The sequence below is a fragment of the Dactylosporangium sp. NPDC049742 genome, from assembly GCF_040674675.1.
In the GTDB taxonomy this organism is placed as follows: Bacteria; Actinomycetota; Actinomycetes; order Mycobacteriales; family Micromonosporaceae; genus Dactylosporangium; species Dactylosporangium maewongense.
In genome coordinates this window covers 162503-184077 of record NZ_JBFANF010000012.1, presented here as the reverse complement: position 1 = coordinate 184077, position 21575 = coordinate 162503, and the positions used below count along the sequence as shown (strand labels likewise).

General features: G+C 68.4%; 19 protein-coding genes. 14 read left to right on the top strand and 5 right to left on the bottom strand.

Annotation, left to right across the window (positions count from 1 at the left end; all coding sequences use genetic code 11):
* Positions 1–458: 458 nt before the first annotated feature.
* The 3 genes from AB0J72_RS17955 to AB0J72_RS17945 all read right to left on the bottom strand — a co-directional run bounded on the left by AB0J72_RS17955 (position 459) and on the right by AB0J72_RS17945 (position 1985).
* A complete protein-coding gene (locus tag AB0J72_RS17955) occupies positions 459–728 on the bottom strand; it encodes a hypothetical protein (protein ID WP_363399978.1) in 270 nt (89 codons plus the stop codon).
* 652 nt (positions 729–1380) lie between these two features.
* Positions 1381–1686, bottom strand: a complete 306-nt coding sequence (locus AB0J72_RS17950) for a hypothetical protein (protein WP_363399976.1) — start codon at positions 1684–1686, stop codon at positions 1381–1383.
* A gap of 92 nt (positions 1687–1778) precedes the next feature.
* Positions 1779–1985: a hypothetical protein gene (locus AB0J72_RS17945; protein ID WP_363399974.1), complete on the bottom strand. Its 207-nt coding sequence runs from the start codon at positions 1983–1985 to the stop codon at positions 1779–1781.
* A 189-nt stretch (positions 1986–2174) separates the two neighbouring features.
* Between AB0J72_RS17945 and AB0J72_RS17940 the strand changes: the two genes are divergently transcribed.
* The 5 genes from AB0J72_RS17940 to AB0J72_RS17920 all read left to right on the top strand — a co-directional run bounded on the left by AB0J72_RS17940 (position 2175) and on the right by AB0J72_RS17920 (position 6208).
* The gene (locus AB0J72_RS17940) at positions 2175–3056 is read left to right on the top strand and encodes a helix-turn-helix transcriptional regulator (protein ID WP_363399972.1); all 882 of its coding nucleotides are present in this window, start codon (positions 2175–2177) and stop codon (positions 3054–3056) included.
* Positions 3049–3246: a DUF397 domain-containing protein gene (locus AB0J72_RS17935; protein WP_363399971.1), complete on the top strand. Its 198-nt coding sequence runs from the start codon at positions 3049–3051 to the stop codon at positions 3244–3246. Before AB0J72_RS17940 ends, AB0J72_RS17935 begins: the two co-directional genes overlap by 8 nt.
* A gap of 168 nt (positions 3247–3414) precedes the next feature.
* Entirely contained in the window at positions 3415–5466 is a 2052-nt protein-coding gene (locus AB0J72_RS17930; RefSeq protein WP_363399969.1) for a hypothetical protein, read from the top strand.
* A gap of 152 nt (positions 5467–5618) precedes the next feature.
* Positions 5619–5906: a hypothetical protein gene (locus AB0J72_RS17925; RefSeq protein WP_363399968.1), complete on the top strand. Its 288-nt coding sequence runs from the start codon at positions 5619–5621 to the stop codon at positions 5904–5906.
* The gene (locus AB0J72_RS17920; protein ID WP_363399966.1) at positions 5876–6208 is read left to right on the top strand and encodes a hypothetical protein; all 333 of its coding nucleotides are present in this window, start codon (positions 5876–5878) and stop codon (positions 6206–6208) included. The genes AB0J72_RS17925 and AB0J72_RS17920 overlap by 31 nt, the downstream gene beginning before the upstream one ends.
* A 57-nt stretch (positions 6209–6265) precedes the next feature.
* On the opposite strand, the gene AB0J72_RS17915 is transcribed toward AB0J72_RS17920, so the two are convergent.
* On the bottom strand, positions 6266–8422 hold the full coding sequence (locus AB0J72_RS17915) for a fibronectin type III domain-containing protein (protein WP_363399964.1): 2157 nt from the start codon (positions 8420–8422) through the stop codon (positions 6266–6268).
* Between the two features lie 1178 nt (positions 8423–9600).
* Complete coding sequence (locus tag AB0J72_RS17910; protein ID WP_363399962.1) at positions 9601–10482, bottom strand: replication-relaxation family protein; 882 nt, start codon at positions 10480–10482, stop codon at positions 9601–9603.
* A gap of 252 nt (positions 10483–10734) precedes the next feature.
* On the opposite strand from AB0J72_RS17910, the gene AB0J72_RS17905 reads away from it, so the two are divergent.
* The 9 genes from AB0J72_RS17905 to AB0J72_RS17865 all read left to right on the top strand — a co-directional run bounded on the left by AB0J72_RS17905 (position 10735) and on the right by AB0J72_RS17865 (position 21567).
* Positions 10735–11670 (top strand): HNH endonuclease, encoded by a 936-nt coding sequence (locus tag AB0J72_RS17905; protein ID WP_363399960.1) that lies wholly within the window; start codon positions 10735–10737, stop codon positions 11668–11670.
* A 131-nt stretch (positions 11671–11801) separates the two neighbouring features.
* Positions 11802–13007 (top strand): hypothetical protein, encoded by a 1206-nt coding sequence (locus AB0J72_RS17900; RefSeq protein ID WP_363399958.1) that lies wholly within the window; start codon positions 11802–11804, stop codon positions 13005–13007.
* A gap of 6 nt (positions 13008–13013) precedes the next feature.
* Positions 13014–14246, top strand: a complete 1233-nt coding sequence (locus tag AB0J72_RS17895) for a hypothetical protein (protein ID WP_363399956.1) — start codon at positions 13014–13016, stop codon at positions 14244–14246.
* Positions 14247–14297: 51 nt separating this feature from the next.
* Entirely contained in the window at positions 14298–14753 is a 456-nt protein-coding gene (locus tag AB0J72_RS17890; protein ID WP_363399954.1) for a sigma factor, read from the top strand.
* 362 nt (positions 14754–15115) lie between these two features.
* Positions 15116–17824, top strand: a complete 2709-nt coding sequence (gene haaT, locus AB0J72_RS17885; RefSeq protein WP_363399952.1) for a cyclophane-containing RiPP biosynthesis TPR protein HaaT — start codon at positions 15116–15118, stop codon at positions 17822–17824.
* Between the two features lie 204 nt (positions 17825–18028).
* Positions 18029–19141 carry an FxsB family cyclophane-forming radical SAM/SPASM peptide maturase gene (locus AB0J72_RS17880; RefSeq protein WP_363399950.1) on the top strand — a complete coding sequence of 371 codons (1113 nt, stop codon included), beginning with the start codon at positions 18029–18031 and terminating at the stop codon, positions 19139–19141.
* Between the two features lie 13 nt (positions 19142–19154).
* Positions 19155–19637 carry an N-acetyltransferase gene (locus tag AB0J72_RS17875; RefSeq protein WP_363399948.1) on the top strand — a complete coding sequence of 161 codons (483 nt, stop codon included), beginning with the start codon at positions 19155–19157 and terminating at the stop codon, positions 19635–19637.
* Between the two features lie 71 nt (positions 19638–19708).
* Complete coding sequence (locus AB0J72_RS17870; protein WP_363399947.1) at positions 19709–20218, top strand: SigE family RNA polymerase sigma factor; 510 nt, start codon at positions 19709–19711, stop codon at positions 20216–20218.
* Positions 20215–21567: a hypothetical protein gene (locus tag AB0J72_RS17865; protein ID WP_363399945.1), complete on the top strand. Its 1353-nt coding sequence runs from the start codon at positions 20215–20217 to the stop codon at positions 21565–21567. The genes AB0J72_RS17870 and AB0J72_RS17865 overlap by 4 nt, the downstream gene beginning before the upstream one ends.
* Positions 21568–21575 lie beyond the last annotated feature (8 nt).

Sequence of the window (21575 nt, the reverse complement as noted above, 5' to 3'; positions counted from 1 at the left end):
TTCCGAAGGCTGACGCCTTCCATCCCCAAGGCCATGCCGAGCTCACCGTAGGTGAGGAGCGTGCGTCGTGTCGCAGCGACGATCAATGCAGCCCGGGCTTGGGAGGTCCACTGAGCCCGCATCTCTGATGGCATTAGACGACGATGTCCCACCGAAGGCCTGAATGCATCGTCAGTGAAGCCGAAACAAGTCACCCTGTCGTCCGAGATGTGCACTCCCATGCCGCCGATGGTGGACGGCACCGCTGGAACTTCGTACGGTCCATGCCGGCCTGCCGAACGACGAGCGCATGTCACCGAACAGTTCAAGCGCATGACCGATCAGCTCGGTCACGACCGGCCCAAAGTCCGTACGGTAGCGATGTACATCCTCGAACAGGTCACTGCGGCGCGGCGCGACTGCAGAAGCGTCTCGTGATCGCCCGGTCCATCTCTGGCCTACCTGGGCGGTAAGGATGACTACTGGTCGGCGTTGGTCTCGAGTGCTGCGTTGCGTCGGCGTCGAACGGCCTGGCGTCGGAGCTCGCCGATGGTGGCGACCGCGACTTCTGCGGCACCGAGCCATCCTTCACCCTCGTCGTAGGCAGGTGACGCATTGATCGGCACGCCGTCGACCTGGATCATGCCGTTGTCGTAGGCGACCACCTCGATGGTTAGCCGGAGCCCTTTGTCCCGAGCCGTAGGCTGTACTTTCATCGACTCGCGGATGCGGTCCAGCGATGCTGGCATCGGCCTCTCCCATCTGTGTCAGGCCCTGGAGTGCGGCCCGGGCACGTTCGGTCTCATGTTGGCGCACATCCGGTGTGAGGTACAGGTGGACCGACGACTCAGTTGAGTGGCTGCACGCCCCAGCGTTCGTTGCCGCCAGCTATCTCCGGCTGTGACAACAGCGCTCAGCGCGAACAGCAGGAGCATCGCCAGCCAGCCCAACTGGACCGCCCCGAATGCACAGGAGCGGTCGGTCATCGCTCACCGGACCAGAATCCTCACCCCGGAAGTGGACGACCGCGTCGTCAACCGCTGCGACATGCGATGCGGTGATTCCGCTCAGCAGCTTGCATCGAGGCACGCCCCGCCCGCGCGACCGCGAAGAGCGGTCCGTCCATGTGTGCCGGAGCGCCGCCACGGCACGGTCCAACTCACCTGGGCTCGGCGAATGGCGCAGCAGCATCACCTGGTGAGGTGACCACCGGCCGTCGCCAGCGCCGATCTCAACCTCGGCGCTGCCCGTGATCCGCCGATCCAACCCGGCATCCAGCAGCAGATCGACGCCGTCGCCACTGTCCAAACTTCCTGAATGTAACCGACCTAGAAAATTTCTAGGTCGGTTACAAAGCGCAGGTCGGGGGCTTGCCCACCTTGTGGTGGCAGACTCTCGCGGTCAAGCGTCGACCAGTTCGGCGAGGGCACGACGGGCGGCGTCGGCTGTGCTGCTCGGAAGCAGCAGCTCCCGGCCGGCGATGGGCTCGGTCAGGTGCCACGGCTGGCCGCCGGACAGTTGCAGCATCGACAGCTCGATGTGCTCCTCGGTGCCGTCGGGGTCGGCGAGTTTGCAGATGACGAGGTTGATAGCCGGGTCGTCGGTCTTGAGGAAGAGTGGCTCGGAGCGGTGGTATTCGTCGCCGTCGGGCAGGTAGGCGGTGCACGCGGTCCGCGAGCACCAGTCTCGGTGGAACTCAGCGTTCACGGTTCTCCTTGCGGTGTGCGGCTACCCGTGAGCCCGGCCTCGTTGAGGCTGCCCTTCAGGTCGCGGTGTGAAATCTCGATCGAGCCGGGCCATCACCACTTGCCTCCGTTCGCCCGCCAGATGCCGCCTCGGGTCAGCAGCGGGATCTCCTGGAAGCGGTGCGTCGGGGTGTTCCAGTTGAAGGACGGAACGGCTCGGTTGTGGAGTTCGCAGGGCGTCACGGCGTCGCGGCAGGGCCAGTCGCCGCCGCACCAGCAACGGGCGCGCAGCCACCACCAGCGCTTCATCCGGACATGCATGATCACCTCCCAAGGGCCGGTAGACGGCGAATAGGGCCACTGGATGAGATCGTGGTGCAGTCGAGGCGTTCGATGCAATACTTCTGAATGAGAATCCCGTTTGTGGCGTTCGCTGTCCCTGTTCGACTCCAGTAGGTGTTTCAAGCAGGACCGATGCGGCGTCCCCAAATGAGACAAGGAGGTGGGTCAGTGTCGAACCCGGCAGGTTCGTCTGTCCCTCGTCGTCAGCTCGGCAGGCTGCTGAAGGACGCCCGGGAGAAGGCCGGTGTCACGGTTCCCGCCGCGGCGTCGGAGATCGAGGTCGGCCGGTCGAAGATCTACCGGATCGAAGGCGGCGAGGCGCCGCTGAAGAAGGTGGAAGTCCTTGCACTCGCCGCGCTCTACGGCGTAGAGACGTCGATGACGGAAGTCCTGGTCGCTCTCGCCGCGGAGACCAAGGCGCAGGGTTGGTGGGCCACCTTTGACGGTGCGATACCCGATTGGTTCGAGCTGTACGTCAGTCTCGAGGCCGCGGCGAGCGAGCTACGTCAGTACGAGCCCGTGATCATCCCCGGTCTGCTCCAGACCGAGGAGTACGCCGCCGCACTCTTCCGGGCGTTCCCGGAGAACGACGAAGAGAAGGTCGCTCGGCTGGTTGCTTTGCGGATGGAGCGGCAACGGCTGCTCGCACGACCCGCCCCCCGCCCACCGGCACTGGACGTCATCCTCGACGAGGCGGTGCTCCGGCGGCCCATCGGCGGCGCCGCCGGCATGCAGGCCCAGCTCCGACGCCTCGCTGGGGCATCGGACGCCAAGAATGTCCACGTCCGGGTGCTACCGCTCTCGGCAGGCCCCCACCGCGCGACGCAGAGCGGTCCGTTTGTGATCCTCGACTTTCGGGCGGAAGGGCATCGACCGGCGGAGCCGACCACGGTGTACAGCGAAGGCCTGACCGGCGCCGTCTACCTCGATAAGAAGGCCGAGGTTGAGACGTACGAGAGAGCGTGGAACGTCTTGGACGACCTAGTCCTCAGCGTGGAAGATTCGAGAGACCTCATGAGCTCGCTCGCCAAGGAGTACGACGATGCATGACCTCACGGGCGCCCACTGGCGCAAGAGCACGCGCAGTGGCGGCAACGGCGGCAACTGTGTCGAGGTGGCCGACAATTTGTCCGGCATCGTGGCGGTGCGGGACAGCAAAGACCCGAACGGGCCGGCGCTCATCTTTGAGACCGCTGCCTTCGTGGCGTTCGTCGATGGGCTGAAGGGCGACCGCATCTGACGCGACCGGCACAGCGATGTGGCGAACCGGCTGATGTCGGATGACCACACGGCGTGACGGTTCGCGGGTTTGACTGAAGGCTGGGCAGCGGGTCCTGCGGTTCCATGAGGCATGCGCTTATACCGCTCGCGTCGTGTCCTGGCAGGTGCCTTGGCGGGTGCCGTTGTCATGGCGACGTTGTCGTTTTCCGAGACCGCTGCGCTGGCCGATCCGGGGGACCGGCCCATCGCTTTTACGAGTAGCAGCACGGGATATCCGGCCGACAGATGCAACACGGACCTTGGGCCGGCGCATCTCGTCATGGACAACATCAGTGCAGGTGCGGAAATGTCGGGCACGGCCACCATGGCGGGCCGGGGTTCCAACGACTTCTATTTTGAGCTGAAGTTCGTCGACAACTCGTACGGCGTCGTCGAGGACCTTGCGAACGTCGGGTATCAGCGTGTGCAGGGTGTGTACACGTCGGTCGATTTCTCGTTCACGGCGCCTGTGGCTGGGAAGCTTGTGGGGTGCCGGTCGGCGGAGGTCGATGAGGCGGGGGTGTCCGGCCCGGCGGGGAAGGTCACCGGGACGGTCAAGGGTGACGGCGGGCCCAGCGCGACGCCGGCCATCACCGTGACGGGCACGTCGGTGGCGTTGAAGGCGGTCGACATCGCGCCGAACACGGGCCTCATCAGCTGGGACGTGTACGCGGAGGGCGCGGCCGAGCCGGTCGCCGAGCGGGACGGTGTCGAGGCGACCGTCGACGGGCTGGCGCCCGGCAGGTATGAGGTGAAGCTGAGCTTCTGCACGTTGTCGCCGCCGCTGCACTGCGGTTTCGCGACCGGGACGTTCACCATCACGGCGCCGGTGGATTTCGAGGTCGTCGAGATTCCCGGAAGGGCGTTGTCGCGTCGGTTGGTGGTGTCGAGTGCGGCGGCCGACACCTCGTACACGTGGAGCGTCAACGGCACGCCGCTCGGTGAAAGCGGACCGAGTGTGGTGTGGAATGCGCCGCTGCCGGGGACCTATGAGATCGCGATGACCGCCACGAAGAACGGGGCCGGGCGGACCGTGCGGCGGCAGGTCACGGTCGGCTATCGCATCGACGTGGTTGACACGCTTGCCAATGGGCTCATGAAGGGTCTGGTCGCGGATCCGAAAGCGCCGTGTGACGGGGACCGGACGGTGCTCACCGTGACGTCGGACATCGGGATCTGGGCGACGCTGCGGACCGCGTCGTCTGCGGCATTGACGAATCCGCCTGTACCGGGTGGCACCGCGGAGCTCGGACTACTGCCGCCGAACGGGGTCGCGACGTGGACCGGTGGGTGTTTCAACAAGGCCGGGCAGAGTTTCTGGGTCGACGCCGACATCGCCGACAGGCGGGCGCTCGCGGCGACGGCGCTGGCCGGGTTCCTGAGCTCCGTCTCGGGCGGCAGAATCGACGTGAACGCGATGGCACGCGCCATGTCGTACTGGGAAAGCGTCTCCGAATGGCCGCTGCCGAACACCCGCGCCGCCATCGACGAGATGGTTCGGATCGCCCAAGGCAAGGGCAAGCTCGCCATTGCGGGTGGATATCTGTATGCGGCGCTGACGCTGGAGCCTGAGGCGACCAGGCTGCGTGAGTTCCTGGCCTCGATCCTCGGGGCGGTGCCGGTCATCGGTGACTTCGCGCAGCTCGCGGAAGAGGTGGCAAAGGCGTGGCTCGGGCTCGGCGCTGACCCGTACAAACTCGGCGACCGCGCGACCAAGGAGCAGATGGAACGGCGCCAGGCAAACCTCCAGGAACGCCTGCCGGACCAGGAACAGAACGTGCTCGACGCGACCACCAAGAAGGCCGAGAAAGACCTTCGGCTCAAGGAGATCGACGACGACATCAAGGCCGTCAGAACGGACCTGGACGCGCGCAAGGCCGAACGCCTCGCGCTCGTCTGCCCGCCGAAGGTGCAGCAGTGCCTGCTCAAGCAGCGGCAGCTCGACGGCGAGATCCAGCGGTTGACGGCGAAGCTGACGAACCTCGTGGAGAAGGCCCGCCCGCCGGCGTTCGAACGGGCCACCAAGGCCGCCGCGAAACTGCTCGAAGAGGAGAAGGCCCTGGCCGCGATGACCAAGGCCATCAAGGTCCTCGGCACGGTCGTGCAGCTGCTCAACCAGCTCGCCATGAACGCTGAGCTCGCCATTCGCGTCATGCAGGGCCAGCGCAAGGGCACCATGGAGTTCCGTACGGGCATCTGAGACTGCTCAAGACTTGGTCAACCCGTCGGCCGAAACGGCCACTCCTTCGACGGTTGTCCCTACCTTCATCGGTATCGGGGGCTGTACCCGCGGCATGCCGGCGCTGCCATGCCGCGGCGGCCTCCACCCCATACGCACAACGGGGGGATCCGATGAAACGCATGCTTGCGATGGCGGCCGTACTGTTCGCGCTGGCCGGCTGCTCGGACCAGCTCGGCGACCGCGGCGGCGACGAGGGCGCCGCACCCGACAAGATCTCCGACGTCGACTACATCGAGGTGTACCGCAACGCGGACAACTTCCCGAATGTGGCCCGCGTGTGCATTCGCGGGATCGCGTTCGCGGCCACCTCGAGCGGTGCCCGCGGCGAGGATTCCTACGCCGCACCGGACCTCGTCCGCGTCCCCGAATGGGACCCGACCTGCCCGGCCGCGAAATGAAGCGCCTGGCGCTGGCGGCGGCATTGGTACTGGCGCTGGCCGGCTGCTCGGAACAACTCGGCGACCGCGGCGGCAAAGAAGGCGCCCCGCCCGACAAGATTTCCGACGTCGACTACATCGAGGTCTTCCGCAACGCCGACAACTTCCCGAACGTGGCGATGGTCTGCGTGCGCGGAATCGCGTTCGCGGCGACGGCGAGCCGGGAGGGAATGAGCGCGCCGTCGCTGCTACGGGTGCCGGAATGGGACGCGCGCTGCAAGACGGTGTCGCCTTCTTCCGCGAGCCCGTCCCCATCCGGGTGACCGGCGGAGTCCGGCAGGGCCGCGGTACGCGACGCCGCCGGACTCCGCCGGCTCAGGTCAGTACACCTCCTGGTATCCCACGTTGCCCTCGTCGTAGCCGAGAATGAACGCCGGGTCGGTCTGCCATGCGATTCGGCCGGTGTACTTCTCGATCATCTTGAGCCGCAAGGGCTTGCAGTGCTCCAAGGTGAGCTTGTACGTCTGGCCGGGGGCGATCTCGCCGAAGCTGCCCAACGGCTGGTCGTTGGCGTCGTAGTAGTAGAGGTACATCGCGTTCGTCTTGCTGGTGTTCTTGAACTCGATGCTCTTGTACAGCGGCAGGCTGGTCGTCCGGGCGACGGTGACGGTCTTCGTCGTCGTGCGGCCGTCCGGGCCGTAGGCGGTCAGCGTGTAGGTCACGTTGCCGTCGTGGGTGCCGCCCGAGGTTGAGTCCGACCACTGGAACAGGTCCCTGGTCTGGTCGTACAGGACGCTGCCGTTCCGCGAGACCACGACCCGGATCGCGCCGGTGGTCGTCCAGTTCAGGGTGACGGAACGCGGTGCACACGCCTCGACCGACCCGAGCGACGAGGTGAACGTGTTGACCACCGGCGCCCCGCTCGTCCCCCCGGTGCCCGACACGGCGTCACCGGTGTCGTAGCCGGCCTTGATCGGGAATACGTAGAACCGGTACCCGGTCAGGGCCGGCAGGCCGGTGATCGTGTACGTCACCTCGCCGCCGGTGCCCGGACGAGCCGCCACGGTCGCGGAGCCGGTCACGGTGGTGTCGGTGTAGCGGCCCCACGTGACCAGGTAGTGGTCCTCACCGTCGGCGTTGTCGGTCCACCGGATGGTGATGCTGTTGTCGGTACGACTGGCCATCGTCAGATTGGTCGGGCGGGGCAGCGCCGGGAACCTGGTGGTCGCGCAGACCTCGGCCGCCGCCTCGCTGATGTCGTTGAACGCGATGACCCGGTAGCAGTACCGCGTGTTCGGCGTGACGGCGCGGTCGGCGTACGTCCGCGAGACGTTGCGCGTGTCCCGCCAGATCTCCTGCCACGGCCCGCCGGCCACCGACCGCTCGATGCGGTGCCCGGTCTCGCTGGACGAGTTGTCCGTCCACTCCAGCTCGACGAAAGTGGACGTCAGGTCCCACTCCTGGAAGGGCAGGATCGTCGGGGCCACGACCGGCGCCGGCACGTTGTAGGTGCGGCATCCCAGCAGGGTGTTGTTGCTGCCGTACGAGCGGTTGATCGCGTACGCGCAGAACGAGTGATCGCCCGCCGTCATGCGCGCCGGCAGGGTCAGGTCGTAGCCGTGCGCAGCCCCGTACTCGCCGGGCACGTCCGGGCGGTTCCCGTTCGCGGTCACCGAGCCGGCGTACACGCCGCTGTCGTAGAAGTGCACGTCGGTCGGGGTGCGCGGCTCGTCCGGGTCGACCGACCACCCCCACACGCGCACCTTGTCGCCGGTGCGAGTGACGCCGTCGAGTGCACCGAACGGGTCGTGTTTCACGGTGTACTGCCGGCAGCCCAGCTGCGTGTTGACACTGCCCGCACCGACGTTGATGGCGTAGACGCAGATCGTGTGCGCCCCGTCGCCCGGCCGCTCCGGAATCCGGACCGTGTAGCCGTGCGCGGTCCCGTAGTTGGGGTAGCCGGCCGGCGTCGTGGCCAGCGGGCCGTCGGCCCGAACCGTGCCGGCGAACGCCCCGTCGTGGTACAGGTGCAGATCCACCGCACCCGTCGTGTCGCCGTCGATCGCCCAGCCCTTGAGGATCAGGTCGGTCCCGGACCGGTCGAACGAGTCGATCCCGCCCACCGGGTCGACCGCGACGGCCAGGCTGACACAGCCGAGGTGGGTGCTCCCGCCGACGGGGCTGGTGGTGACCGCCAGGGCGCACACGTTCGAGCCGGCCCGCGCCGGCACAGTGCCGGAGAAGCCCCCGGTCTGAGCCGCGTCCAGCGTGCCGACGATGACGTTGTCGATCATGACGCTGACCCGGACCAGATAGCCGCCCGGATCGGTGGCCCAGCCGACGACCGCCACCCCGCCCGGCACCCGGGTCGCGCTGGTCAGGACGCCCTCCGGATCGACCGGCTCGGTCGGGTTACAGCGCGGAGGCGGCTTCGGTACATCGCAGTTTAACGCCGCCTGCGCCGGACTCCCCGGCACCACCAGCCCCACCCCCAGGGCCAGCAGCCCCACGAGCGCGGCCCGAATTAGCCGTTTCAATCGATTCTCCTCGAAGTGTCGAACTCACACTGCCGCTTGCGCCGCCAGCGTGACCCCGCCCACATTCAGAACCCGTGCATTCCACGTGCACGCCCGATCCACGCCCAGCTATGGGCAGTCCCGGACCGGGGTCACCTGCGCCGACGTGAAGCTCGCCAACCCCGGTTGACCACCAAGGCACGGGAACGGCGGGCGGGTTGACCAACGAGTTGGCGGGTACCGGCGGTGGGAACGGGCCTACCAGGCTGGTTGGACAACAGGTTGGGCAACCCCGTTCGTCAACTGGGTACGGGTACGGCGACCGCCACCAGACGTTGTCCAACCAGTTGGCGGGTACGAGCGGGCCGGTACGGGCGTGTTGGTGCTGGTTGGACAACGGGTTGCCCAACGCGTTGGGCAACTGCGGTTTGGAGCGGTACGGGCGGCCGGTACGGGACGAGGGCGGAACGCCGTACGGTCTCGCGAGCCCGCACAACCAGCGGTTATGCGCTTCTCGTACCTGGATGCGCACCGGGCGTTCCCGCCTGCCGTTCCAGTTCCGCGTACCGCGCCGTCCTGTGTCCCTTTCCCCGTTCCCGACCTCGCCCCGTACCGCGTACCGTTCGTTCCCCGGTACCGCGTCGTGCCCGTACCGGCTCGTACCCGCCGCCCGGAACGCCGGCCAGCGGTACGGGATCGAGCCGCATCGGGAACGGCGCAGCTACGGCGGCGGAAGGATCGACCGTACCCGTGACGTGGCGCCTGTACGGCTGCCTACGGCCGGGAACTGCCGACGGTACTAACCGAAGCGCGTGTTCTGCCCGTTCTGGCTGGAGCGGGCTTCTGGGCGCGTCGTGCGATGCCGGAATGAGCGCCCGGTGACCGGGCTGCTGTTGTCCGTACCGTCAAGCCCGGAAGGTCACGCGGTGCGAGTCTTGCCGCCGAGAGATTGAGGTCGAGGAAGCCCCTACGCACCTTCCTCTCCTCGGGAATGACTCTCTATGGAGACATTCTCGGGTTTCCGAACGCCGTCCCGTAGGCCTTTTGAGCTGCGACGTTGGGTCCTGTTGGCGCCGAAATGCAGGGCCTTGACCCGCCTAGGGGTACACCTACCCATCCGCCTGGGGCAATACCCGGGGCAGCGAAGATCCAACAGGCGGCTCGCCGGCCATGGACCGGCCAGCGAGCCGAGTGCCTGTTTACTGCCCGAGCGGGCGGCGGTCCAGGCGCAGAAGTGCGCTGTCGTCCGCGGGGTCGCCGAGCCGGCCGAGGTCGATCAGGCGGCGCGGCGGCTCCGGTGCACCCGCCGCGCCGGTCGGCAGCCAGACCGCGTCGGCGACGCCCGTACCGTCCAGCAGGCGGTCCCGGGCGACCGTTGCGACCGGCACCGCTCGCGGCTGGCGGCCGAGGGCCTGGTGCAGCTGCTGCTCGCGGTTGCGGTCCGGCAGCGAGAACAGCACCGGCCAGGCGGGACCGCCCTCGGTGACCAGCTGCTCGTACCGTTGCACCTTCTCCACCAGCGTCGGCACGGACTCGGTGGCGCGGTCGAGCTCGAGGAAGAACGCCACCCGGCGGTCGCCTTCCTGGTAGATGCCGTGACCGTCGGCGCTGACCCGGTGCATGCTCACCGAGCCGAACCGCAGCGGGGCCGCGCACTGCCGCTCCGACCACCAGCGCAGCAGGGCGTCGTCGGGGCGACGCCGGGCGTACGCGATGAGATCGACGAAGAACTGGTTCACGCCGAGCAGGTGCGGCAGGTTCGCGCTGGCGGCGATGCGCCGGCGCTGCGCGGTGACGTCCACGCGCCGCGGGACGGCCTCGCCGCGCAGCGCCGCGACCAGCTCGACACCGGCCTGGTCGAGGACGTGGTGCCAGCCAGCCGAGGCCAGCCGGGCCGAGCGGAACCGCTCCAGCAGCCGCAGCAGACGCTCCTGAGCGGCGTCCTGCCGGTTGAACAGCGCCGCGGTGATCTGCGCCGTGCTCAGGACCTGGTGGTCATACAGCCAGTCGAGCAGCCGATGGTCCCGGTCGGTGAGGAACGACTGTGCGTAGAGCACCGGGTCGTGGTGAAGCTGTGTCATCCATGCCTCCGAGGCAACAGCGGTGCCGCGCGTGTGCGACCCCTCCTGCCCGGACATGGCCTCCAGTTGGGTGCCTTCGTGCGTCGCGCAGCCCCAACCGCGATCAACCGCCGCCAACGGCATGCCAACCGGTTGGTGGCGGTTGGTTCCCCAACCGGATCGGGACGCACCAACCAGACCAACTGGAGGCCATGCACATGTAGGAGGCGAGTCGAAACGCCACTGCGGCATCGATGGAGCACACTGTTTGCCGTGAGGGCTTACGTGGGCGTGACCGACGGCCAGTGGTACAGGTTCCTCGCCGAGCGCCCGCAGCTGCAGGAGGTCAACTTCTGGCGGCCCGCCAGTGACAAGGCGTTCCGGGCGCTGCAGGTCGGCGAGCCGTTCTTCTTCAAGTCCCACGCCCCACACAACCGGGTCGTCGGCGGTGGCTTCTACAGCGGCTTCGCCCGGCTGCCGATCTCGGAGGCGTGGGAGCTGTTCGGCGAAGGCAACGGCGCCGCCAGCCTCCAGCAGATGCGCGATGCCATCAGCCGGTACCGGCATCAGCCGATCTCGCCGCGCGAAGACCCGATCATCGGCTGCCTCTTCGTCCGCGACACGCGGTTCTTCGGGGACGACGCGGATGCCGGGCCGCCGCCGGACTTCGCGTCGAACATCGTCCAGGGCAAGGGCTACGACCTGGCCGACGACGCGTACGCCGGCTACTTCCGCGACGTGATCCACCGGCTCACCGGCCCGGCCGTCGAGCTGGACCTCAGCGAACCCTGGCACCGCACCGGGCCCGTCTACGGCGACCCGCGCCTGCAGCCGCAGCGACTCGGCCAGCAGGCGTTCAAGGGCGTCGTCCTCGACGCGTACCGCCACCGCTGCGCGATCACCGGCGCGAAGATCCGGCCCGTGCTGCAGGCGGCGCACATCCTGCCGCTGCCGAACGGCGGCCAGCACCGGCTCGACAACGGCCTGCTGCTGCGGTCCGACGTGCACATCATGTTCGACCGCGGCTACCTCAGCGTCGACCCGAAGCACCGGCTGCTGGTCAGCCCGAGGCTCCGCGAGGACTTCGGCAACGGCGAGGAGTTCTACTCACGCCACGGCCAGCCGATCACCGTGCCGGACCGCACCGCCGACCGCCCGCACCGCAAATTCCTGGAATGGCACGTCGACACGGTCTTCCAGGCTGGGTGAGCTTCAGGCCATTCGCCGGGACAGGTCGCTGCGGTGGGCGTGTATGAAATCCATTATTCACCCGCCGAGGCATGGTCAGACCCGCGCCCGGACAGGAGAGAGCGCCGGACTCAGGGCTACCATCCGGGACCATGTCGCCGGTGTCTCGTGGCCGCAAGCCGAAGAAGCAGAAGAAGTCACGCAGTGGCGGGAGACCACAGTCGCGGTCGCCGTTCCTCGCGGACTTCGCCCGGCCGGTCGGCCGGCCCGGCTGGTTCGGCCCGGCACTCGCCGCCACGACCGAGGAGACGGGCGGGCTGGTCACCGCGAGCGATCCGCGGTCGCTGGAGGAGGCGACGGCACGGTTGATCGGTGCCCAGCTGCACGCGGCCGAGGGTCTGGGCGCGACCCGGTACGGCGCATGGACCGAGGAACTGGTCGGGTTGCTGGCCGACCGGGTCCGCGCCGGCGAGACCGGATCGTGGCGCGGGGCGTGGTACTGCCTGAACGGGCTGTTGTCGATCACGCCCGCCGGACTGAACGAGTGGATCGGCGAGGTGGTCGACGAGCTGCGTCCGGACCTGCCGGAAGAAGTGGACGGCTGGTTGGCGGACATGCCCCGGATCACTCCGACGGGTGAACTGTGGCGGATGACCGACGTGTACGGGACGCGTGTCGGGCTCATGGCCGGCTTCAGCTACCCGAAGCCGGCCGAGCCGACCGTGTACCTGCTCGACTTTGACGTCTCGGGCTTCCCGGTGTTGAGGTCCGCCGGCGTGCACGACGACCTCGCCCAGGCCGCCGCGGCGTGGCGTGACGAGGTCGGGCCGGCTGCGTCGGACGCCGAACCCTGTCCGGTCGACGACGGTGCCGATCTGCGGGTGCTGACGCACTGGGACATGGGCGAGCTGTTCGTCACCGGCCACGAGACGCGTTCCGTGATGGACAACTGGCACCGGTCCCAGCGCCGGGCCGACGACCTGATCGGTTCGCTCGCCGGGCGGCTCACCCTGCCGGCGCACCGCTCGTCGGACGAGGATCTGGATATCGAACCGGCGGTCAAGGCGTTCACCGCCTGGTACACCGCCCGGCGCCGGCAGCCACCGCCGAGCGGGCCGACCGAGGCACTGGCGGCGGAGTGGCTGGAGGCCGCGCTGCCCGGCACGGAACACGCCGTTTCGCCGCGCCGGGTGCAGACCGTCCTGGACATGGTCGGCGACTGGATGGACGACGAGCTCGCCGGCGAGGTGCGGGCGCTCCTACCGGACTGGATTTGCTGGAACGCCACCGAGACCGGCCTACCCACCGAGTTCGTCGAGGCCGCGCTCGCCGCGTCGGCGGGCAGCGTGCGGCGTTGAACGTCTGTGGACCGTGACCTGACCGAGCTGTCCGCACTGGTCGACGCCCTGCGCCGGGACCGGCGCACCGACCCGTACCGGGGCCGGCGCCAGTACTCGCTGGCCGCCCGCGAACTCGCTGAGCGGTGCGCGGCGCTGGTCGATGCCGGGGACGGGGCGACGGTGGTGCCGGTCCTGCGCAAGGCCGTCGACCGGATGACGGCCGCGCTGACGTCCATGGACGACTCCTCAGGCATCGTCGGGGACGACCTGCAGCAGATCATGCACCTGTACGCGCGGGCCTGCGCCACGGCGCCACCGGATCCGAAGCGGCTCGCCGCCTGGCTGGTGCAGCTCGAATGCGACGGCCCGGGGTGGCCGCGCGTCCTGCTGCGGGATTTCGCGCCGGCGCTGGGCGGTAAGGGGATCGCGGAGGTGGAGCGCCTGGTCGCCGAGCGGGCCGCGACCGCCGGACCGGACTCCTGGGCGGGGCGGTTCGCGATCCGGGACCTGCGGGAACAGCTCGCCGACGTGTCCGGTGACATCGACCGGTACGTCCAGGTCCTGGCCGAGCACCTGGAGAGCGCGCAGCAGTACGGGCGCATCGTCGACGTCCTGCGCTCGGCCGGCCGGGCCGCCGAGGCGATCGACTGGGCACGGCGCGGCCTGGCGGCGAAGTCCGGCTGGCCCGGTACCGAGGAGCTCCGGGACGCACTGGTGGGCATGCTCCTTGATCGAGGCGGCGACGGCGAGGCGCTCGCGGTGCGCGCCGCCGAGTTCGAGCGGCACCCGGCGCTCGCCGCGTACCGGGCTTGGGCGCACACCGCGGCCAGAGTCGGTGCAGCCGATCCGGCGCCGGCCGCGGTGGAGCGGCTGCGGCGGCACGTCGCGGAGCGGCCCGCCTACCTGCCCGAGCTGGTCGACGTCCTGACCGCGACCGGCGCGCACGACGAGGCGTGGACGGCCGCCCGGGCCGATCCGGACCAGATCAGCCGGCAGCGTTGGCTCACCCTGATCGAGCACCGGACGCTGACCGATCCTGCCGGCGTGATCGAGCCCTATGCGCGCCTCGTCGAGCTGCAGGTGAACGACAGCGGCGACAAGCACCGGTACCGGCGGGCGGCACAACTGATCACGGCGCTGCAAGAGGCGTGCCGGGCAGCAGGCCAGCAGGATCGGTTCGCCGCGTACCTGACCGACTTCCGCGACCGGTACCGGCGCCGACCCAGCCTCATCAACGCGCTGGACGAATTCCGATGATCTGCGTCGCGGCTCCAACCTGACCGGGCGGTGGAGGCATGTACTTCAGGTGTGGAGGATGAAGCGGGGTTCCGGGACTTCGTGCGGGCGCGGCTGCCCAGGCTGTCCCGGGCTGCCTATCTGCTCGCCGGGAACCATGCCCAGGCCGAAGACCTGATCCAGGCGGCCCTCATCAAGACGGCCGCATACTGGTCGAAGGTCGTCAGGGCGGGCGATCCCGAGGCGTACGTGCGGAAGATCCTCTATCACGAGCACATCCGCACCTGGCGTCGGCGGCGCTTCCTCGAGCACCCGACCGCGAGCGTTCCCGAGAAGGCGGCCAGTGGCGACGACACCGGCCGGGCGGAGCTGCGGATGGTGCTGGAGCAGGCGCTCGCGAAGTTGACCAAGCGGCAGTCAACCGTTGGTCAACCGGCCGAGCGACCTCATGGCCTGTTGGGTAGCGGTTGGATTCGCGGGCGGATCAGAGCGCATCAATCAGCCCAACCGCAGACCATGTACATGTAGACGGCCTGGCCTACACCTCGCAGCGAGGTACCCGGAGAGGAGGTACCTGAGCGCGTCGTACAGCTGCACTACGGCGCGACGGGGCCCAGCCAGAGGGAGTCGCGGGCGCGGGACATCCCGACGAACAGCTGCCGCAAGGCGCTGGAACGCCGGCCCGTCTGGACATGGTCTCCGGTTGGGTTCTTTCGTGCGCCGTGAACGGCATCGGCGAACCAACCGTTGACCAACCGGGATCATTGGGCCCCCACCGGTTGGGTTCCCGACCGGGTTCCGAACGCATCAACAGGCCGTGGGGCCGGCCACCCGATGCAGATAGGCAGTGAATGCATTCGTTGTAGTGCTCCTCGTCAATATGTTCTACGGTGCTGATCGTGAGGTTGCGCCAAGTAGTCGTGGCGGCACTGGTTGCTGCTAGCGTGGCAGCGGTAACACTGATGATCGGATTGGTGACCAACGCCGCCTCCGAGCAGCAACAGTGGCCCGGCTGGCTTGCACTGCTTCAGCGGTACCCGTGGCAGTCGTTCGCGGTGTTCGCCGTGATCGCGGTCATCCTTGCCGCGTTGGTGGCTGCGGTGACCGAGTCGGAGCGCGCCGGCGGTTCGACGGGTGACGACGCACCCCTGCCGCCCGTCGGTTCGGTCGCCGTCCTGCGGACTCTGCCGCGTGACGTCGTAGGCTTCACCAACCGCCAGAACGAGATCGAACAGATCTTGAGCGACGCAGCGTCGTCCGAGCCAGGCGTGCGGGTCCGCGCCATCGATGGGATGCCGGGTGTCGGTAAGACCGCCTTCGCTATCCATGTCGGCCATCTCCTTGCGCCGAACTTTCCGGACGGCCATCTCTTCCTGAATCTGAATGGGCACACGCCTGGGCGGGATCCCGTCAGGTCTGGCGAGGCGCTCGCGTCTCTGCTGCTCGCAGACGGCGTCAAGCCCCAGAAGGTCCCCAACGGCGATGACCAGTGGGCGGTGACCGAGGCCCGCGCCGCGTTGTGGCGCTCGCGGGTAGCAGGCCGGAGGATACTGCTGATCCTCGACAACGCTGCCACGTACGCGCAGGTCGAGCATCTGCTGCCGGGAACGGACGGCACCTTCGTGCTCATGACCAGTCGCAGGCGCCTTGCCGCACCGGACGCGACCAGCCTACCGATGGGCGCGCTGCCGGCCGCAGACGCTGCGGCGCTGTTCACCCGCCTGGCCGGTCGCGGCCCGCTTGGGTCCGGAGCGGTCGGCGAACTCGTCGCCATGTGCGGCTACCTTCCGTTGGCGATCTCGCTGCTGGCCGCGAGATTGCATCACCACCGGTCCTGGACCGTCGACGATCTCAAGGACCGCGTTCTTGCCGCGCAGCACCGGCTTGCGGAGATGCAGGCCGGTGAGCGCGCCGTCGCGGCAGCGTTCGACCTGTCGTACGACGATCTATCGCCCGAACGGCAGCAGTTCTTCCGGCGGCTCAGCAACTTTCCCGGGCTTGACATCGACGAGGACGCCGCAGCGGCACTCGGCGGAATATCGGTGCCGCTCGCGCAATCCGAGCTGGAGGCGTTGTACGGGGACCATCTCCTGGATGAGACAGCGCCCGGACGGTACCGATTCCATGACCTGGTCAGGGACTATGGACGTGGCCTCGGGCAGGACGACGGGCAGGACGGGACGATGTCGATCGAACGCCTCGCAGGGCACTACCTGCAGACCATCGACGCGGCGAACATCTACATCAGCCGCGGCGCCACAGGCACCACGAGCCGGTTCGGCTCGCTGGCCACGGCGTCGGCGTGGCTCGAGGCGGAGCGCGCGAACGTCCTCGCCTGCGTGGAAGAGTGTGTGCGCCGTCAACGGCATGCCCTGGTCGTGGGACTCGCGGCCGCGCTGGCGCCGTACCTGCGCCATGCCGGACCCTGGGATCAGGCGGCCGACCTGCATCGAGCCGCGATCTCGGCAGCGCGTCATGCCGCAGACCGACAGGCCGAAGCCGGAGCCCTGGCGAACCTCGGTCTCGTGTCCCGTCTCATGGCCCGGTACCGGACGGCATCCGAAGCGCTGGAAGAGTCGCTCGCGATCTATCGCGTCCTCGGTGATCGGCATGGTCAGGCGTCGGTGCTCAACCAGCTCGGCATTGTGCACTATCTGACCGCAGCGTACGACGCTGCAGCTCGAGCCCAGACGGAAGCGCTACAGATCTGCCGAGAGACCGGGGACCTGCTCGGCCAGGCGAACGCCCTCGCTGATCTCGGCATGGTGCGACGCATGACCGGTGACCTGAGGCTGTCCGCCGACGCTTCGACGGAAGCGCTGCAGCTCTGCCGGCGGGTCGGCGACCGTTACGGTGAGGCGAACGCACTGCGTGATCTCGGCATGGTCCGCTGCCTGGCCGGCAGCTACGCCGAGTCCGAACGCAACGCCCGCGAGGCCCTGGCGATCTACATCGAGATCGGCGACCCGGTACACCAGGCTTACGCGCTCAACGAATCGGGTGTGGTCCGGCGGCTGCTCGGTGACCTCGACGGTGCGGTCGCTGCGCATGAGGACGCACTGCGCAAGTACTCCGAGCTGGGTGACAGGTTCGGGCAGGCGAACGCCATCCGGCACCTTGGTGTGGTGTACCGGATTCGGAACGAGCGGCCCGCAGCGGAGGATGCGATGCGACGGGCGGCCACGATCTACACGGAGCTGGAGAGCCGGGGCGGTCAGGCCGCCGCAACGGCGGAGCTGGGTGTTCTGCAATGCCTGGCCGGCGACCTGGTCGGCGCGAAGAGGTCGTTGGAACGCGCGGCGGAGCTGTATGCCGCGCTCGGGGACCGACCGGGACGGCTCGAGGTGCTCAACCACCTCGGTGTGCTCCACCTCGACGCCGGGGAGCCGGCGCTCGCGCAGGCGCAGCACCGGGCCGCGTTGTCGTCGGCACGTGAACTGGCCATACCACTGGAGGAGGCGCGGGCGCTCGACGGTCTCGGGCGCTGTGAACGCATACTCGGCGAGCCGACGGAAGCGGCGGATTTCGAGCGAGGCGCGCAGGCCATCTACGACCGGCTCGGCATCGCGGCACCCGACAGAAGAAATCGGCGTGCGTGATCTCGATGTGTCTCGATATCGTCACTCCAGGTGATGAGAGGAGTTACGCGATGCAGACAACGACCGACTCGACCGCAACACTGGGCCCGGTACTCTCGCGGATCATTGAGCGCGCCCGGGCCCGCGTGGCCGCGGAACGATCGAGCGCTGCGGCGGTGCGTGCCGCCCACACGGCCTCGATTCCCGAGCATCATTGGCGACACGGTGGATGAATCCGGCGCGCCACCGTTGCGGACCTTTGTCCTGAAGGTGGTCAACCGCTGCAACATCAACTGCGACTATTGCTACGTCTTCAACGGCCCTGACCAGTCGTGGCGCACAATTCCGGTGCGGATGAGCGTCGACGTGGCCCGCGCAGCGGCGAAGCGTATTGCTGAGCATGTCGACGCGCACCGGCTGGAGCGCGTCGACATCGTCCTGCACGGCGGCGAGCCGCTCTTGGCCGGTCCGCGCCATCTCGCCGACGTTCTCCAGGTCGTGTGTGATGGTGTCGGCGCCGCCGTCGGCTTTGAACTGCAAACCAATGGCATCCTGATCAATGCGGGCTGGCTCGACCTGTTCGAGCAGTTCGACGTGCGGATCGGCGTGAGTCTCGACGGGCCGCCCACGGCAAATGACCGGCATCGGCTCAACCACCGAGGAAGAGCATCCACGGACGCCGTCATCCGCGGGATCGAGCTGCTGCGTAGCCGGCCCGGTCTGTTCGCCGGCATCCTGGCCGTGGTCGATTTGCACGACGACCCGGTCGAGGTGCACGACTACCTCGCGGCACTCGGACCGCCGATCATCGACTTCAACCTGCCACACGCCACGCACGACACTCCGCCGCACCGCACGGCACCTGACGAACCGGAGTACGGCCGGTGGATGAGTCGCGTTTACGACGCATGGATCGGCGCCGACACGTACACACACTCGGTACGGATGCTCGAAGACATCGTGGCACTCAGCCTCGGCGCCCACGGGTCCGTCGAGTCGCTCGGCCTCGCGCCGGCCGGCATCGTCGTGGTCGAGTCCGATGGCTCGATCGAGGACGTCGACACCCTGAAGTCGGTGCAGCAAGGGGCCGCCGTCCTGGGCCTTGACGTCTTTGACCACACCTTCGACCAGGCCGTCCGGCATCCGGCGATCCAGCGGCGGCTGACCGGCGCCTCCGCACTCGCCGGCGAGTGCCGGCGGTGTCCGCTGGTTCACGTCTGTGGTGGCGGATACCTGCCGCACCGGCACAGCGCCGCTCGCGGCTACCGCAATCCGTCAGTCTTCTGCCAGGACCTCACGTACCTCATCCGGCACATCCAGGCCACACTTCCGGCATAAAAGGAGCATTGCAGTGCAGCAACTCGTCGTCCGCCATGCCGAGCCGAGCGACGCCGAGGCCGTCGCCACGATGATCGAGGAGATCGAGCGGTACTACGGCGCAACGACGATCCAGCCGTTCGAGGAGCGCCTGGTGCAGGTGAAGGTGGCGCTGTTCGGTACACCGCCACTCGCTTGCTGCATGCTTGCGCTCGCCGGCGGCGAGGTGGTGGGGCTGGCGGCGTATTCATTCCTGTGGCCGGCGGCTGGGTCGACCTACTCACTGTTCCTCAAAGAGCTGTACGTCCGGCCGGAAGGGCGCCGGCTCGGCACCGGAACGCGCCTCATGCAGGAAGTACAGGCCGTTGCGGCAAACCGCCAGGAATGTAGCCGGGTGGAGTGGATGACAGACCGGGACAACGACGGCGCGCGGGCGTTCTACCGCGATCTCGGCTTCGAGGAGTTCGGTGGCAAGGTCAACTATCGCGTCGATCGCACCGCGTTCGAACGGAGCTGATGCCCGCAGGTTCCAACCTGACCGCGCTGTGGAGGCATGTACTCCAATAGACAGGTCCTGGGAGGAGCCGCGTGGAGGACGAAGAAGGATTCCGGGAGTTCGTGCGGGCGCGGCTGCCTCGGCTGTCCCGCGCTGCCTACCTGCTTGCCGGCGGGCATGCCCAGGCTGAGGACCTGATCCAGGCGGCGCTGATCAAGACGGCCACGCACTGGTCCAAGGTTTCCAGGGTCGGGGATCCCGAGGCGTACGTGCGGAAGATCCTCTATCACGAGCACGTCCGCTCGTGGCGAAGGCGCCGCTTCCTCGAGCACACGACGGCCAGCGTCCCGGAGAAGGCGGCCGTCGGCGACGAGACCGGGCGGGCGGAGCTGCGGGTCGTGCTGGAGCAGGCGCTCGCGAAGCTGACCAAGCGGCAGCGGGCCGTTGTGGTGCTGCGGTTCTTCGAGGATCTGTCCGAAGTGGAGACGGCGCAGGTCATGGGGACGTCGGTGGGGACGGTGAAGAGTCAGACCAGTCATGCGCTGGGGCGGTTGCGGGTGCTGGCGCCGGAGTTGGAAGACGCGATGGAGGTGTGGTCGTGACGCGGCTCGTGGAGGTGCTTGGCGACGTCGCCGAGCAGGCCAAGCTGTACGACGTCACCGACACCGCCATCAGGGTGGCGCGGCGGCGCAAGCGGGTGCGTAAGACCGCCGTGGCGATGGGGACGATGGTGGCGGTGCTCGTCGGGGTGGTCGCGTTCGTGCTGCCGTCCGGCAGCCATCCAAGGCCCGAAGGAGGGCCCGGAAGGCTCGACGGGGAGCCGTCGAGCAGGGTGTTGCCGCTGCTCGAAGCGCCGACGCGTGGATCCCTCAAGGATGACGCCGCGTTCGTCGACGCGGTGCTGGACCGGGTCGTCGACAATCCATCGGCCGTTGGATTGCCGGGGGATCGTGCGCGGTTGCGGGTGCTCTTCGCCGGGGATCTGCCCGGGAACCGGAGGCTGGTGCTGGTCGCCGGGGTCACCGCCATGCCGCGGATGGTCCACCTCACCGGGCCGGCCATGACCGCGGCGAAGAAGCTGGAGCTCACCGGCTGGTCCGACGTGGAGGATCCGGTCGTCCGCGACGATTGGCGCAACGACAAGAACCAGGGCTACGCGCTGCTGTTCGGGCCTGCGGACTACGAAGTGTCGGTTTCGGACGGGCCGCGGTACATGGACGACGGAACAATCCAACGCACGTGGGGGCCGGAGCCGGCCGGGTACGTCGTCCGCGACACCAGCACGTTGCCGCGTGGGCTGCGGGTCCGCATGAGCAAGGGCGACGCCGTGTTCTACGAGGGGATCCTCGCGCCGCCCGGCACCGTCCGCCCGGAGCGGATCGACCCGAGCCCGCTGTACGGCCGCGGCAAGCCCGCTCCGAGAGCGGCGCAGGTGGCGGCGGACGCGCTCGCGTACAGCACCGGGCTCGTCGGCCCTGACGTCCAGTACGTGGTCCTGTGGAGCGACGAATTCGTGGTGCCCGATGGCGTCGGGCAGATCGCCACCGTGATGGCGGTGACCGAGCAGGGCGGCGGGCCGTACATCACCATCGCGACCGACACGAGCCCGGAACCCAACAGTCGCAACCACCCCACCGGCGCGGGCATCGCCGGCAACCCCGAGCACACCGTGATCGCCATGCGCATGCCCCACTTCGACGACACGGCGCCGGACACCCTGCAGATCGTCGCGCCACCGCAAGCCGTCCGGGTCGACCTGGTCAAGGGTGAGGAGGTTCTGGCGACTGTACCGCTGAGCAACGGCATCGGCCGGATCGAGCTGCCCGGCCCGCTCCAGCTGACCGTCCGCGCCCTCGACGCGCAGGGCAAGGTCGTCGCGCAGCGCGCCTTCGCGGACCTGACCGGCAACCAGCCGTCCGGCGGGTACGAGCCGGAGATCCACGGCTGGTAGAACCTCAC